The organism is Streptococcus cristatus (genome assembly GCF_003944225.1).
Taxonomy (GTDB): domain Bacteria; phylum Bacillota; class Bacilli; order Lactobacillales; family Streptococcaceae; genus Streptococcus; species Streptococcus cristatus_K.
This window is the reverse complement of the sequence record NZ_RJPN01000002.1, coordinates 185,665-200,330: the sequence shown is the minus strand read 5'-3', so window position 1 is coordinate 200,330 and position 14,666 is coordinate 185,665. Positions and strand designations below refer to the sequence as shown.

Below are 14,666 nucleotides of genomic sequence, written 5' to 3'. Positions count from 1 at the left end.
AGTAAGAAAGGTAAGTTAAAAATGAGAATTGCAATTGGATGTGACCACATCGTAACAGATGAAAAAATGGCGGTTTCAGAATTTTTGAAATCAAAAGGACATGAAGTCATTGACTTTGGTACTTACGATCATGCTCGTACACACTACCCAATTTTTGGTAAAAAAGTAGGGGAAGCAGTTGTTAGCGGACAAGCTGATCTTGGTGTTTGTATCTGTGGTACCGGTGTAGGTATCAATAACGCAGTTAACAAAGTTCCAGGTGTACGTTCTGCCTTGGTTCGTGATATGACAACAGCTCTTTATGCAAAAGAACAATTGAATGCTAACGTTATCGGTTTTGGTGGTAAGATCACTGGTGAATTGCTTATGTGCGATATCATTGAGGCTTTCATCAATGCTGAATACAAACCATCAGAAGAAAACAAAAAATTGATTGCGAAAATTGAGCACGTTGAAACTCACAATGCTCATCAAGCAGATGCAAACTTCTTTACAGAATTCCTTGAAAAATGGGATCGCGGTGAATACCACGACTAAGAGGTAACGCATGATTTTAACAGTCACAATGAATCCATCCATTGATATTTCTTATCCTTTGGATGAATTGAAAATTGATACTGTCAACCGTGTGGTGGACGTGACCAAGACAGCTGGTGGAAAGGGACTCAATGTTACGCGAGTACTTTCAGAATTTGGTGATTCTGTTGCTGCTACAGGTTTAGTTGGGGGAAAACTTGGTGATTTTCTAGTAGAAAACATTGATGATAAAGTAAGGAAAAGCTTCTTCTCAATTCAAGGAGAGACTCGTAACTGTATCGCTATTCTACACGGAGACAACCAAACAGAAATTCTTGAGAAAGGACCTGAAGTTCTGGAACAAGAAGGTCAAGATTTCTTGGCTCATTTCAAAAATCTTCTTGACACTGTGGAAGTAGTGGCTATCTCTGGTAGTCTGCCAGCAGGTCTTCCAGTTGACTACTATGCAAACTTGGTAGAACTTGCTAATCGCGCAGGAAAACCAGTTGTTCTGGATTGCTCAGGTGCGGCTCTTCAGGCCGTCCTTGAATCACCGCACAAACCAACAGTAATCAAACCAAATAATGAAGAATTGTCTCAGCTTCTTGGGAAGGAAGTTTCTGAGGATTTGGATGAATTAAAAGAAGTTCTTCAAGAGTCATTATTTGCAGGGATTGAGTGGATTATCGTTTCACTTGGTGCTAATGGAGCTTTTGCCAAACATGGTGATACTTTCTACAAGGTAGATATTCCTAGAATCCAAGTAGTTAATCCTGTTGGATCTGGAGATTCTACTGTTGCAGGTATTTCATCAGGACTTCTTCATAAGGAATCGGATCAAAAACTCCTAATCAAGGCTAATGTCCTTGGTATGCTCAATGCTCAAGAAAAAATGACAGGTCATGTCAATATGGCCAACTATCAAGCTCTATATGATCAATTAATAGTAAAAGAGGTATAAAATGGCTTTAACAGAACAAAAACGCAAATATTTGGAAAAACTCTCTGACGAGAACGGCATCATCTCAGCTCTTGCCTTTGACCAACGTGGTGCTTTGAAACGCCTCATGGCTCAATACCAAACAGAGGAGCCAACAGTGGCTCAAATGGAAGAACTCAAAGTCTTGGTTGCAGATGAATTGACAAAATACGCTTCATCTATGCTTCTCGACCCTGAATATGGTCTTCCAGCTACAAAAGCGCTTGATGCCAACGCCGGCCTTCTCCTAGCTTATGAAAAAACAGGTTACGACACAACAAGCACTAAACGCTTGCCAGACTGCTTGGATGTTTGGTCTGCCAAACGCATCAAGGAACAAGGTGCGGATGCTGTTAAATTTTTGCTTTACTATGATGTAGATAGCGCTGACGAACTTAACCAACAAAAACAAGCCTACATCGAACGCATTGGTTCTGAGTGTGTGGCGGAAGACATTCCTTTCTTCCTTGAAATCCTTGCTTACGATGAAAAGATTGCTGACGCAGGTTCTGCAGAATACGCAAAAGTAAAACCACACAAGGTTATCGGTGCCATGAAAGTCTTCTCAGACCCTCGCTTCAACATCGATGTCTTGAAAGTGGAAGTTCCAGTCAACGTCAAATACGTTGAAGGATTTGGCGATGGTGAAATCGTGCATACACGTGAAGAAGCAGCTGCTTTCTTCAAAGCGCAAGATGAAGCGACTAACTTGCCATACATCTACTTGAGTGCAGGTGTGTCAGCTAAACTCTTCCAAGAAACACTTGTCTTTGCCCACGAATCAGGCGCAAACTTCAACGGCGTTCTTTGTGGACGTGCAACCTGGGCTGGATCAGTTGAAGCCTACATCAAGGACGGTGAAGCAGCAGCTCGTGAATGGCTTCGCACAACTGGATTTGAGAACATTGACGAACTCAACAAAGTTCTTCAAAAAACAGCAACTTCATGGAAAGAACGCATCTAATTTAATCTTGATGTAGAACTCAAAAAACGTAGTAAGTTTCAGGACTTGCTACGTTTTTCTTCTATATAGGCTAGTTTTTCAGCTCGTTTCTTCTTTTTGAAGTGGGCTTCAGCCGACATGGCTGCAGATTTGTCGGGATGTTCCTCTTGATAGATGAGTGTGACGGGCAATCGGGCGCGAGTGTACTTGGCTCCTTTTCCAGACTGATGTGTTTTGAGACGAGCTTCTACATCGGTAGTATAGCCTGTGTAGAGGGTTCCGTCTCCGCATTCAAGGACATACATATAGGCTTTATTTTCCATAGTAAATCTCTTGAATTTCTGGTGTATAGCTGCCGTCTTGCTCGTGGATAAAGAGAGGCGGGAGGATTTTCAGGCCGTCTGGTGAACCATCTTTAATAGCCTCAATTAAGAGCATATTGGCTTCTCTCCCTTGTTTGGGATAGACAAACTGGATGCGCTTAGGCGCTAGATTATGGTTTTTCATGGTTTCTAAAATATCCAAAAATCGGTCAGGACGGTGAACCATTGCTAAGCGACCATTGGACTTGAGGACTCGCTGGGCAATCGTGCAAATTTCTTCTAAGTTGGTAGCAACTTCGTGACGCGCTAGCAGATAATGCTCACTGCCGTTAAGATTGGAATGTTCATCTACCTTGAAATAGGGAGGATTGCAGAGAATGATGTCAACCTTACTGCCAGATATATGGGCGCCTAGATTTTTCAAGTCGTCATGGATGACCTGCATCTGTTGAGTAAGGTGATTTAATTCAATGGAACGCTGGGCCATATCGGCTAAACGCTTCTGAATTTCCACCGCTAGAATCTGGGCCTGAGTCCGTGTGCTAGCAAAGAGACCAACAGCCCCGTTTCCAGCGCAGAGATCAACGATGAGCCCTCGTTTGGGTAATTTTGGAAAGCGAGAAAGCAGGACACTATCGACTGAATAGCTAAAGACCTCGCTATTTTGAATGATTTTTATATCAGTGGAAAAGAGTTGGTTGACTCTTTCCCCGTCTTTTAATTTTGCTTCTATCATACCAACATTATAGCATGATTAAGTGCTATTCCAAAGAAGAAAGAGAAATTTTATAGGAAAAAACACCTGACAGAAACAGTCAGGTGCGAATTTTAGTTGAATTCATATTTTTGCTTGATGGTACAAGCGATGAAAATTCCGATAAAGAAAACCATGAGAATCAGATAGACTGGCAAGGTTGCGGCTGTCAGCGTCGCAATTTCCAAAAGGTGTTGCAGGACAAAGGCGGATAGATAGAAGCCTGCGACTGAAAAAATGATCAGAAGAGCGCGCCAGAGGTTGAGTGGCAGGCAGGCCCGAATGACGGACAAGAAGCTGATGCTGCCTAGCAAGTAGTAGGTCAGGGTGGACATTTCTATGTCGCTCCAGCCATGGCTGCTGCCCCAGATACGGACAAATAGCACGCTGAAGATAATCATGAGGGAACTTGGCAGAGCTAGCTGCAGGGAGCGTTTAAGGAAGTGCTTTTCAACCGGCTTAATATTGCGCTCAAAGGTGAGGACAAAGGGTGGGAAGCCTTCAACAAACTGGTCAATCAGGGTGATTTGAATCGGAATGAATGGGAAAATCAAGAGGTATTCTGGCTTGCCTAGCAGAATACTGGCGATACAGATAATAGCCAGGATAAAGGAATAAATGGTCTTGATGAAGAAAATCGGAGCAATCCGGCCGATATTGTTAACAACACGGCGGCCTTCAAAAAGAATCTCAGGGACATCGTTAAAGTCGGAGTTAAGAAGGACCAAGTTGGCAATTTGCCGAGTTGCGGGGTCGCCCTCGGCCATAACGATGGAACAGTCTGCTTCACGTAAGGCCAAGATATCATTAACCCCATCTCCGGTCATGGCTGTTGTCCGACCAGCGGCCTTAAGAGTCTGGATGAGCAGCTTCTTCTGATGGGGAGAAACACGGCCAAAGATGGCCGTTTCTTCAGCTTGCTCAACCAGTTCTTGGTCGCTGATTTTAGAGCAGTCGATGTAGCTGTCGTAGTTGGCAAATCCAGCCTGGCTCGCGATATGGGAAACGGTCACAGGATTGTCACCAGAGATGATTTTCAGATCAACATCCTGAGAGCGTAGGTAGTCCAAGGTCTCAGCCGCTCCCTCACGAATAGGGTCAGTGATTTCCAGAACAGCTAAAGCGGTCATATCTTCAGGCAGTTGGATACTGTGTTTGTCTAGCACTTGGTCGCTGTGAGCCAGTACCAAAACCCGCGATCCGCGTTTTTGGGCCTCTCCAACCGCTGCAGGATTGCTGTCCAGCAGCATTTCGGGCGCTCCCAGAAAAATAGTTCCGACATTGGATAAATGCATAGCGCCCCATTTTCGGTCGCTAGAAAATGGGATGACATTGTCGCTAGTGTAGTTGTGCTCTAAATGGCCGTAGCCCTTGCGGATAGCCTGGGCTGTTGGGTTATTATCCTCGCTGGTTTGGATGTAGGCTGCTAAGATTTGACCGACGGTCTCATCAGAAAACTTATTTGACAGGCTATGCAAGGCTTCAACAGTCATCTTTCCTTGGGTAATTGTTCCGGTCTTGTCCAGACAGAGAGTGTCCACTCGAGCCAAGGTTTCAACAGAATACATTTCCTGAACAAGAACCTTGCGCATGCCGAGCTTGATGACAGCTGTCAGAAGTGACGTGACTGTCAGCAGGGCGATTCCCTTAGGCAGCATACCCAAAAGAGCTGTCGAGCTGGTAATGACAGAGTTTTTGACAGGCAATCCCTTTATCATCAGGGCTTCAAAGAAGAGAGCCAATCCGAAGGGAATGATGATTTTTCCAGTAAAGCGAGAAATTTTCGCAAGATTGTATAGAATGCGCGAGTTGATAGGCTTGAGGGTTTTAGCCTCAGTCATGAGCTTGTTGGCATAGTTGTCTGCGCCGACATGGTGTACCTCAGCATAGATCTGCCCACTAGCCAGAAAGCTACCAGACAGCAGCTCAGCGCCTTCTTCCTTGAGAACCAAGTCACTCTCACCTGTCAGCATGGCTTCATTGGCCTCGGCAACACCCTCTACTACATGGGCATCACTGGGAATTTGCTCGCCGGCTGACAGCTTGATCAGGTCACCCAGTACAATTTCTTCTGGCTGAATCTTGACTTCCTGGCCGTCGCGGATGACTGTGACCAGCTCTCGGCTGACTAGATTAAGCTTGTCAATCATGTGTTTAGCCCGCAGCTCCGTAATAATACCAGTAACGGCGTTAAAGCTGATGACGGCAAAGAAGACCAGATTGCTCCAGGCTTGGACAGAGACCAAGGCTACAGCAATAACAAAGTTAAGGGCATTAAAAAGGGTGAAAACATTCCGCTTAACGATTTGCCAGTTACTAGTACTGGTGTCACTTGTAAAATCGTTGGTCAAGCCCTGCGAAATCTTTTCATCTACTTGGGTTTGGTTTAAACCGATTAATTCTTTCTTGTTCATGAGACTAATGATACCATTTTTTTATGGAAATGGCTATCAGAATCAGCTGTTACAGCCAAAGTTTGGAAAAATATTGCAGACTACAAGGGGATAGGGTATAATGGGAAAGGATGTAAAAGATCGCAAGTATAATCACAGTTTAAATAAGGAGAGTTTATGTTTTATACCTATTTGCGAGGTCTGGTGATTTTTATTCTCTGGGCTTTGAACGGCAATGCACATTACCACAATAAAGAAAAGATTCCTTCACAAGATGAAAATTATATCTTGGTTGCCCCTCACCGGACATGGTGGGATCCAGTTTACATGGCTTTTGCGACCAAGCCCAAGCAGTTCATTTTCATGGCCAAGAAACAGCTTTTTGAAAATCGGGTGTTCGGCTGGTGGATTCGCATGTGTGGTGCCTTTCCTATTGATCGGGAAAATCCTGGTCCGTCAGCGATCAAGTATCCTGTCAATATGCTGAAAAAGAGCAATCGTTCTCTGATTATGTTCCCAAGCGGCAGCCGCCATTCTACGGATGTCAAGGGAGGAGTAGCAGTGATTGCTAAGATGGCTAAGGTCCGTATCATGCCAGTAGTCTATGCTGGTCCCATGAGCCTCAAAGGCTTGGCAGCTGGGGAGCGCGTGGACATGAACTTCGGCAATCCAATTGATATTTCTGATATCAAAAAGATGAATGATGAAGGGGTTGAGGAAGTGGCTCGTCGGATTCAGGCAGAGTTTGACCGCTTGGATGCAGAAGTAGCGCCCTACCAGACAGGTAAAAAACCAAATATCTTCTGGCGGATTTTACGAGCACTGGCCTTTATTCCAGCAGCATTGATTGGTATTTTGACCTTCATTTTTAGTTTCATTGCAAGCTTTGTCTGGGATCCAGATAAGCATAGAAAATAAGAGACGAATCAGCTTCCTTAGCAATCTTGCTTGGGAGCTGATTTTTTTATGCGAGTGAGCTATAATGTTGGTATGTTTTATAAGGAGGATGCTATGTCTCTTGCTTTTTTATCTTTTGTAACCTTATCACTGTTTATACTGCACGAGTTTGATGAGATTATCCTGATTAGGCCTTGGATTTCTCAGAATCAAAACCATCAAGGCTATCAAAAGGAGATGTTCATTGCTAGGAGAGGAAGTTATCTTTCTGCTGAAAGCATTGCTCTGATGATTGCGGAGGAATTTCTACTGGCTTTTATTCTCTTGCTGCTTGCCATTCTATTTCGCATTCCCGAGCTGGTTCTGGCTATTGGCTTCTGTCATACTCTCCATCTGCTGGGCCATATTATGCAAGTGTTTCGCTTTCGTCGCTGGGTACCGGGCGGCTTCACAGCTTTGACGACTTTTCCTATACTCATCTTAGTCTTTGTCCTTTATCTGAGTCAGCAGTCAGTTTCTTGGCCGCTGCTTCTGATTCTAAGCGTGCTTGTGATGGCTTTTCTTTTGGCAAATCTGGTTTTTTTACATAGCAGAGCTAAAAAGTTAGAAGCTTGGATATACAGGATAAGCAAAGCAAATTGATATTACAGCTTCTATTTTCATCAATGGCCTTTCTATCTATACGACTTCTTGCAAAATAAAGATTTTAAAATATGATAAGCTGAAAATTCTCTCGGTTTGTCATATTTTTTTGAATTTTTTACGAATATAAAGATAAAGGAGAAAAATTATGTTTGAAGAAATCATTGAGAAATTAAAGGAATACAAGATTTTTGTTGGACTTTCTTTGATAGGAGTCGTCTTGGCTGGCTTTTTCTTGCTGAAGGGCAATGCTCTGCCACAGAATCAAGTCAGTGCACTGGCTCAGGAAGTGGTTACATCAGCTTCATCTGAAACCAATGCAGAAAAAAGAAATGCGAATCAAGAAAAAATCGATTCAGAAAAAGATATGGATTCAGAGGAATCTGAGAAAGAAGTAACAGTTGATGTCAAAGGAGCTGTCAAAAATCCAGGAGTTTATCAGTTGCAGGCAGGAGCACGTGTGCATGATGCCCTACAAAAAGCAGGTGGTTTACTGCCGGATGCTGAGTCCAAATCCATCAACCAAGCTCAAAAATTAACAGATGAAGCGGTTGTTTATGTAGCTAAAGTCGGTGAGGAAGGAGCAGATGTGACGCAAACTAGTCAGACGCCAGCTGGAACTGGAGAAACGGCAAAAGGGAAGTCTGGCTTGGTCAATCTCAATACGGCGACTGAGGCTGAACTTCAGACAGTTTCAGGCATCGGTCAAAAGAAAGCGCAAGACATCATCGCTTATCGGGAAGCCAATGGCAAGTTTAAGTCAGTAGACGAGCTGAAAAATGTTTCAGGAATCGGTGCAAAAACCTTAGAAAAGTTAAAAGACTATGTCACAGTGGATAAATAAATTTCCCATCAAACCAATCTATTTTTGTCTTTTGCTGGTGCTGACCTACTTTGCGATTTACACTAGTAGTCTGCCAGCTTATCTAGGTTTGGCAGTCCTCCTTGTTCGGCTCTTTTGGCTTTATTCGACTAGAAATAGTCTGCTTGTTTTGGTGTTCTTGAGTCTCTTTGCAGGATTTTTCCTATTTCAGAGAGAAATGGCAAATCAAGCCTTTCAAGATGAACCGAAAACCATCTCTGCCATTGTGATCAAGCCAGATACGCTCAAAGTCAATGGCGACTCGCTTTCTTTTCGCGGTCATTCTAATGGTCGAACTTATCAGGCCTTTTATAAAATCCAGTCAGAAAAGGAAAAAATCGCTTTTCAAAAGCTGAGCTATCAACTCCTTTTGGAGATTGATGGAGAGCTTAGTTTAGCAGAAGGCCATCGCAATTTTTCGGGTTTTGACTATCGGGCTTATCTGAAAACGCAAGGGATTTACAGGATTTTGAAAATCAATCAAATCAAGTCCAGTCAGCAATTTAGCAGTCTTAATCCTTGGGACTGGCTGTCGGTTTGGCGGAGAAAAGCCTTAGTTTACATCAAAGAAAACTTTCCTAGTCCCATGAACCATTATATGACTGGACTCTTGTTTGGCGATTTGGACACAGATTTTGCTGAGATGAATGAACTTTATTCCAGTCTGGGGATTATCCACCTCTTTGCCCTATCTGGCATGCAGGTCGGCTATTTCATGGATGGTTTTCGCAAGCTTCTCCTCAAATCTGGTTTAAAAAGAGAAACTGTTGATTGGATACAACTCCCTTTTTCCTTTATCTATGCAGGTTTAACGGGCTTTTCAGTATCGGTTGTGAGGAGTTTAGTACGAAAGCTGCTCTCGCAATTTGGTGTGACTAAGCTGGACAACTTTGCTTTGACAATCATGCTCTTAGCCATGTTCATGCCCAATTTTCTCTTGACGACGGGTGGCGTTCTTTCCTGTGCCTATGCTTTTGTCATCTCTATCATGGATTTTGAGCATTTACCTCCTATGAGAAAGGTGCTGGCAGAAAGTTTGACCATTTCACTGGGAATTTTGCCGATTCTGATTTTCTATTTTTCTGAATTTCAGCCTTGGTCTATTCTGCTGACTTTTCTATTCTCAGTCGTTTTTGATCTTTTTATGCTTCCAGCCCTGACCTTTATTTTTGCCCTAGCACCTCTTTTGAAAATCACTCAGGTCAATGTTTTATTTGAACTGTTGGAAGGGTTAATTCGTTGGACAGCCTCTATTTCTTCTCGACCAGTGGTTTTTGGTCAGCCATCTATCTGGATGATGCTAGGCCTGCTTATCACTCTTGGCTTGCTCTATGATTTTCGCAGACAGAAGAAAGTTGTGACCTTACTTAGCTTGGTTCTTGCTCTGCTATTTTTTCTCACAAAGCATCCTCTACAAAATGAAATTACAGTTATTGATATTGGGCAGGGAGACAGCATTTTCTTACGTGATTGGCGGGGGAAATCTGTTCTGATTGATGTGGGTGGTCGAGTGGAGATTGGCAAGAAAGAAGCATGGCAGAAACGGGTTTCTTCGACAAATGCAGAAAAGACCTTGATTCCCTATCTGAAAAGTCGGGGAGTGAGTCGCTTGGATGTACTGGTTTTGACCCACACAGATGCCGATCACATGGGTGATATGTTGGAGATGGCCAAGCATTTTTCTATAAAGGAAATTTACGTATCTAAGGGAAGTTTGACCCAGTCGGATTTTGTGGAGAAACTGGAGCGGATGCAGACGGGAGTTCATGCGGTAGAAGTAGGAGATAGCCTTCCAATTTTTGATGGAGCTTTGCAGGTTCTTTATCCTGAGGAGACGGGCGACGGTAGTAATGACGACTCTGTCGTCTTGTATGGGCAATTTTTTGGAACCAGTTTTTTGTTTACGGGAGACTTAGAGGAGAAAGGCGAAGCTACCTTGATGCGGCGTTTTCCGCAACTCAAGGTGGATGTTTTAAAGGCAGGACACCACGGTTCTAAAGGATCCTCTAGCCCAGAATTTTTACATCAGCTTCAGCCCAAAATTGCCCTTATCTCTGCCGGTAAGAATAACCGCTACAAGCATCCTCACCGGGAAACTCTGGACAGATTTGAGAATATTCAGACACAGATTTTCCGAACAGATGAACAAGGAGCTATTCGCTTCAGTGGCTGGGATTCATGGGAAATCGAAACGGTAAAGTAACCCCTGTTTCCTTGCTCTGAGAGCAAGCTAGAATTAACTTACCTTGATTTCGAGCTAAAATTATGATACAATGAATTCTGTTAATAAAAATTTAGAGGAGATTTCTATGTTTTCTGCTTATAAAAAATTTTGGACTCGTTATGCAGACTTTAGTGGTCGTTCAAGCCGTTCGGATTACTGGTGGGTTGTCCTATGTCATTTTTTGATTACCCTACCATTTTCGATGATTGCCGTTTTTGGTTTTCTCATTCCGCTTTTTAGTGAAGTTTATTATGCAGGACTATACGATTATGAACCAGATTTCTCTGGAGTTACGGCTGGCGCTGGTTTGGCTGTGTTCATCATGTTCTTACTTGCCATCTATTGGCTTGCAACAATCGTTCCTAATCTTGCCATCGCTGTTCGTCGTCTTCGTGATGCTGGCTTCCATTGGGCATTTATTTTTCTCACTGTAGGGCCTTCACTAGCTTCCTTCATTCCAGTGTTGAATATCCTAGCTGCTTTAGTCAGCTTGCCATGTAGTATTGCTTTAATTGTCTTGCTTTGCCAAGCTAGCAAACCAGCTCAGCAAGTTAAAGGAGCTCCTTATGGTCAACAAGGATTCCAAGGTCAGCAATTTGGTCAAGCTCAGCAACCCGTTCAAAACCAACAGTTTGCTCAGCCTGGATTCCAAGGACAACAACAGCCGACACAAGGCCAACAATTTGGTCAAGCTCAACAGCCAGCTCAAAACCAACAGTTTAGCCAGCCTGCTAGCCAAGAGCAACCATTTGCTCAGCAACAAGCACCAGTTCAAAATCAAGAATTTAGCCAGCCTCAGCAACCTTTTGGTCAGAATCAAGTGAACCAGCCAACTCAACCGTTTGCTGCTAGTCAAGCCCAAACTCAAGAATCAACTCAATCAGCATTCTCAGCCTCAGTTTCAGAACCAGCTGAATCAGTTCATTCAGTAGAAGCTCATCAGTCTCAAGCTGAAACTGCAGAACAAGCTCTGGGAACTGCTTCTGAACAAATCACTAACTCAGAGTCAATCTCTCAATAAAATCTATAAGATATCAACCCTAGATAGTTTCAATCTATCTGGGGTTTCTTTGTCGTCTTTTAAACTTTTGTAACCAAAATGACTTTCTATTCGTTATACTAGTAGAAAGGGGGAAGAATAGAGAAGTATTGTATAGAGAAAAGTAGTATCAAATGAAAAGTAGCAGCTGCGAGCTTTGGATTAGAAAGGCTTTTTTGTTATTCTTTTTAAAGAAGTGCAAAAAAAGAGAGATTTTAGGAGAAGTTGTGGGGAGGTGAGATTATCAAACTGGATGAATATGAAAACATCTTGATTGGTTTTGCCCGAGAGATTGTTTTCTACTTGCAAAAGTCAGGAGCTGCTAAGGCCGAGGCAGAAGATGTGGTGCAGGATGTTTTTGTCAAAATGTTAGAGACTGATCTGGTCATCCCAGCAGAGAAGATGCGAGCTTGGATGTATCGGGTTTCCATCCGCCGCTACATCGATCGCTATAGGCGCGATCAGCATTATTTAGAAATTTTGCAAAAGGAATTTTTCAAACAAGATGTGATTCAACCATTTGAGAACGACCATTATGAGCTGTTAAGGTCGACGATAGAAGAGCTCCCAACTAAGGAGGCAATGCTTTTAGATCTTTATTATTTTCAAAATTTCACAGTAAAGGAAATCGCTCAAATTATGTCGTATTCTGTAAGTAAAGTGAAAGTACAACTCATGCGTAGCCGAATCAAGCTCCGCCATAAATTGGAAAAGAAAGGATATAAAAATGGAAACATTTGAAATTTTAGCGAAGAAAAGTAGAAGAAAACGACTTTGGAAGACAGTTGCCATCAGTAGTCTTGTCTCCTTAGCTTTATTGCTTTTACTAGGAAAGGGATTGATAGAATTAGCCTCGAGTAATGGTCGAAATTTGCAGAAAGAGTACGAAGTTATGTCGGAAATCGCCTACCCTAATGTTGACTATGACAGTCTTTACTACACTCAAAATTCTTTGTTTTCAGGAACCTTACATTCTGATCGTTTCAAAGATTTAGATGGAGTGAAGGTGACTTATCCTTCCTATGAGGGAAACTATTCTCTCATAGGTGCTTTTAAAGATACGACTGCGGAAGGGACTTATCTGTCTCTCTCGGGGACCTATACGCGAACCCTGCGTCAAAAATATCCGGTCTTCTATAATATCAATGTCAAAGGGACAAAGGATAGTAATTCTATACCTAAGGAGTTGGCTTCTGTCAAAGAAATGCCAAATCAATTGGTGGAAGTAGCTTTGACTTTTGATAAAGCTTATACCTATAAGGAAATCCAGAAGATGATACCGAACAACCTCAAGATTAACTGGTACTGGATTGGCAGCCAGTCAGAAGATGGTGAAAAAGGTATTGAACTGTTTTCCGATCCCCAGTTCACCTACGGAGCTAACGCTAGTCTTCTCTTTACTTATGATTCAGATGTTAGGAAGAAGGCAAAAGAGGCTAAGAAAGAGCAGCAGACTTTCTTGGATTATCTGAAAAAGGCCGATAAAAATCTTTTCCCAAGTGTTAGTGGGTACAACACGTACAATGATGTGGAGTCCTATCTCAAGAAATTTGGTCAGCTAGATATTCGTGAAGCAGAAAATCGGGATCAATTGACTTTCTCCGGTGTCATCTTGACAGGAAAAGCTGAAAATTTCACTCAATTAGAAGGAAAAGAGTGGATTTATGCTTCGAGTATCGGTGCTTCCGTTCCCAATCAGCCTTACTATAAGCTCGATAAGGAATAATTGACAAAAAATGTGTAAAAGGCTTGCATTTTCAGTAAAATTTGATAAAATAGTAAGGAAAGTTAGACTGTATTGCCTACTGTCTATCTATAAAATATATTTTATTGGAGGCTTTTACTCAAATGGCAAAAGAAAAATACGATCGTAGTAAACCACACGTTAACATTGGTACTATCGGACACGTTGACCACGGTAAAACTACTTTGACAGCAGCTATCACAACTGTATTGGCACGTCGCTTGCCTTCATCAGTTAACCAACCAAAAGACTATGCGTCTATCGATGCTGCTCCAGAAGAACGCGAACGCGGTATCACTATCAACACTGCGCACGTTGAGTACGAAACTGAAAAACGTCATTACGCTCACATCGACGCTCCAGGACACGCGGACTACGTTAAAAACATGATCACTGGTGCCGCTCAAATGGACGGAGCTATCCTTGTAGTAGCTTCAACTGACGGACCAATGCCACAAACTCGTGAGCACATCCTTCTTTCACGTCAGGTTGGTGTTAAACACCTTATCGTCTTCATGAACAAGATCGACTTGGTTGATGACGAAGAATTGCTTGAATTGGTTGAAATGGAAATCCGTGACCTCTTGTCAGAATACGACTTCCCAGGTGATGATCTTCCAGTTATCCAAGGTTCAGCTCTTAAAGCTCTTGAAGGTGATACTAAGTACGAAGACATCATCATGGAATTGATGAACACTGTTGATGAGTACATCCCAGAACCAGAACGTGATACTGACAAACCTCTTCTTCTTCCAGTCGAAGACGTATTCTCAATCACTGGTCGTGGTACAGTTGCTTCAGGACGTATCGACCGTGGTACTGTTCGTGTCAACGATGAAATCGAAATCGTTGGTATCAAAGAAGAAATCCAAAAAGCAGTTGTTACTGGTGTTGAAATGTTCCGTAAACAGCTTGACGAAGGTCTTGCAGGGGACAACGTAGGTGTACTTCTTCGTGGTATCCAACGTGATGAAATCGAACGTGGTCAAGTTATCGCTAAACCAGGTTCAATCAACCCACATACTAAATTCAAGGGTGAAGTTTACATCCTTACTAAAGAAGAAGGTGGACGTCACACTCCATTCTTTAACAACTACCGTCCACAGTTCTACTTCCGTACAACTGACGTTACAGGTTCAATCGAACTTCCAGCAGGTACTGAAATGGTAATGCCTGGTGATAACGTAACTATCGACGTTGAGTTGATCCACCCAATCGCCGTTGAACAAGGTACTACTTTCTCTATCCGTGAAGGTGGACGTACTGTTGGTTCAGGTATGGTTACTGAAATCGAAGCTTAATTCGATTTCGTTCCCAGATAACAATTATAAAATCAGACACGAAAAGTCT

At 42.7% G+C, this 14,666-nt stretch carries 14 protein-coding genes; 11 read left to right on the top strand and 3 right to left on the bottom strand.

Annotated features, from left to right (window positions below):
* Positions 1-21: 21 nt before the first annotated feature.
* The 3 genes from lacB to lacD are packed head-to-tail and all read left to right on the top strand — an operon-like array spanning position 22 to position 2,459.
* Entirely contained in the window at positions 22-537 is a 516-nt protein-coding gene (lacB, locus tag D8797_RS03945; protein ID WP_045499324.1) for a galactose-6-phosphate isomerase subunit LacB, read from the top strand.
* Between the two features lie 10 nt (positions 538-547).
* Complete coding sequence (locus D8797_RS03940; protein WP_125379346.1) at positions 548-1,477, top strand: tagatose-6-phosphate kinase; 930 nt, start codon at positions 548-550, stop codon at positions 1,475-1,477.
* Between the two features lies 1 nt (position 1,478).
* Positions 1,479-2,459, top strand: coding sequence for a tagatose-bisphosphate aldolase (gene lacD, locus D8797_RS03935; RefSeq protein ID WP_125379345.1), 981 nt, complete (start codon positions 1,479-1,481; stop codon positions 2,457-2,459).
* Between the two features lie 38 nt (positions 2,460-2,497).
* Here the strand turns inward: lacD and D8797_RS03930 are convergent, their stop codons facing one another.
* The 3 genes from D8797_RS03930 to D8797_RS03920 form a co-directional block, all read right to left on the bottom strand.
* Entirely contained in the window at positions 2,498-2,761 is a 264-nt protein-coding gene (locus tag D8797_RS03930; RefSeq protein WP_125373272.1) for a GIY-YIG nuclease family protein, read from the bottom strand.
* The gene (locus tag D8797_RS03925; RefSeq protein WP_125379344.1) at positions 2,751-3,497 is read right to left on the bottom strand and encodes a tRNA1(Val) (adenine(37)-N6)-methyltransferase; all 747 of its coding nucleotides are present in this window, start codon (positions 3,495-3,497) and stop codon (positions 2,751-2,753) included. The genes D8797_RS03930 and D8797_RS03925 overlap by 11 nt, the downstream gene beginning before the upstream one ends.
* 92 nt (positions 3,498-3,589) lie before the next feature.
* On the bottom strand, positions 3,590-5,929 hold the full coding sequence (locus D8797_RS03920; RefSeq protein ID WP_125379343.1) for a cation-translocating P-type ATPase: 2,340 nt from the start codon (positions 5,927-5,929) through the stop codon (positions 3,590-3,592).
* 156 nt (positions 5,930-6,085) lie between these two features.
* Between D8797_RS03920 and D8797_RS03915 the strand changes: the two genes are divergently transcribed.
* The 8 genes from D8797_RS03915 (at position 6,086) to tuf (ending at position 14,617) form a co-directional block, all read left to right on the top strand.
* Entirely contained in the window at positions 6,086-6,826 is a 741-nt protein-coding gene (locus D8797_RS03915) for a lysophospholipid acyltransferase family protein (protein WP_125379342.1), read from the top strand.
* Between the two features lie 72 nt (positions 6,827-6,898).
* Positions 6,899-7,447 (top strand): HXXEE domain-containing protein, encoded by a 549-nt coding sequence (locus D8797_RS03910; protein WP_185780840.1) that lies wholly within the window; start codon positions 6,899-6,901, stop codon positions 7,445-7,447.
* 148 nt (positions 7,448-7,595) lie between these two features.
* Entirely contained in the window at positions 7,596-8,291 is a 696-nt protein-coding gene (locus D8797_RS03905) for a helix-hairpin-helix domain-containing protein (protein ID WP_125379340.1), read from the top strand.
* Positions 8,272-10,512 (top strand): DNA internalization-related competence protein ComEC/Rec2, encoded by a 2,241-nt coding sequence (locus tag D8797_RS03900; protein ID WP_125379339.1) that lies wholly within the window; start codon positions 8,272-8,274, stop codon positions 10,510-10,512. Before D8797_RS03905 ends, D8797_RS03900 begins: the two co-directional genes overlap by 20 nt.
* Before the next feature lie 106 nt (positions 10,513-10,618).
* A complete protein-coding gene (locus D8797_RS03895) occupies positions 10,619-11,554 on the top strand; it encodes a DUF805 domain-containing protein (RefSeq protein WP_125379338.1) in 936 nt (311 codons plus the stop codon).
* Positions 11,555-11,842: 288 nt separating this feature from the next.
* A complete protein-coding gene (locus D8797_RS03890; protein WP_185780839.1) occupies positions 11,843-12,313 on the top strand; it encodes an RNA polymerase sigma factor in 471 nt (156 codons plus the stop codon).
* Positions 12,300-13,298: an anti sigma factor C-terminal domain-containing protein gene (locus D8797_RS03885; RefSeq protein ID WP_125379336.1), complete on the top strand. Its 999-nt coding sequence runs from the start codon at positions 12,300-12,302 to the stop codon at positions 13,296-13,298. Before D8797_RS03890 ends, D8797_RS03885 begins: the two co-directional genes overlap by 14 nt.
* 122 nt (positions 13,299-13,420) lie before the next feature.
* Positions 13,421-14,617: an elongation factor Tu gene (gene tuf, locus D8797_RS03880; protein ID WP_005590656.1), complete on the top strand. Its 1,197-nt coding sequence runs from the start codon at positions 13,421-13,423 to the stop codon at positions 14,615-14,617.
* Positions 14,618-14,666: the final 49 nt, after the last annotated feature.

Excerpts from the sequence above, each read along its gene's own strand:
- D8797_RS03885 (WP_125379336.1), top strand. The coding sequence starts at position 12,300 with ATGGAAACATTTGAAATTTTAGCGAAGAAAAGTAGAAGAAAACGACTT.
- D8797_RS03915 (WP_125379342.1), top strand. The coding sequence starts at position 6,086 with ATGTTTTATACCTATTTGCGAGGTCTGGTGATTTTTATTCTCTGGGCT.
- D8797_RS03895 (WP_125379338.1), top strand. The coding sequence starts at position 10,619 with ATGTTTTCTGCTTATAAAAAATTTTGGACTCGTTATGCAGACTTTAGT.
- D8797_RS03930 (WP_125373272.1), bottom strand. The coding sequence starts at position 2,761 with ATGGAAAATAAAGCCTATATGTATGTCCTTGAATGCGGAGACGGAACC.
- lacD (WP_125379345.1), top strand. The coding sequence starts at position 1,479 with ATGGCTTTAACAGAACAAAAACGCAAATATTTGGAAAAACTCTCTGAC.
- lacB (WP_045499324.1), top strand. The coding sequence starts at position 22 with ATGAGAATTGCAATTGGATGTGACCACATCGTAACAGATGAAAAAATG.
- D8797_RS03910 (WP_185780840.1), top strand. The coding sequence starts at position 6,899 with ATGTTTTATAAGGAGGATGCTATGTCTCTTGCTTTTTTATCTTTTGTA.
- D8797_RS03900 (WP_125379339.1), top strand. The coding sequence starts at position 8,272 with ATGTCACAGTGGATAAATAAATTTCCCATCAAACCAATCTATTTTTGT.
- tuf (WP_005590656.1), top strand. The coding sequence starts at position 13,421 with ATGGCAAAAGAAAAATACGATCGTAGTAAACCACACGTTAACATTGGT.
- D8797_RS03905 (WP_125379340.1), top strand. The coding sequence starts at position 7,596 with ATGTTTGAAGAAATCATTGAGAAATTAAAGGAATACAAGATTTTTGTT.
- D8797_RS03920 (WP_125379343.1), bottom strand. The coding sequence starts at position 5,929 with ATGAACAAGAAAGAATTAATCGGTTTAAACCAAACCCAAGTAGATGAA.
- D8797_RS03925 (WP_125379344.1), bottom strand. The coding sequence starts at position 3,497 with ATGATAGAAGCAAAATTAAAAGACGGGGAAAGAGTCAACCAACTCTTT.
- D8797_RS03940 (WP_125379346.1), top strand. The coding sequence starts at position 548 with ATGATTTTAACAGTCACAATGAATCCATCCATTGATATTTCTTATCCT.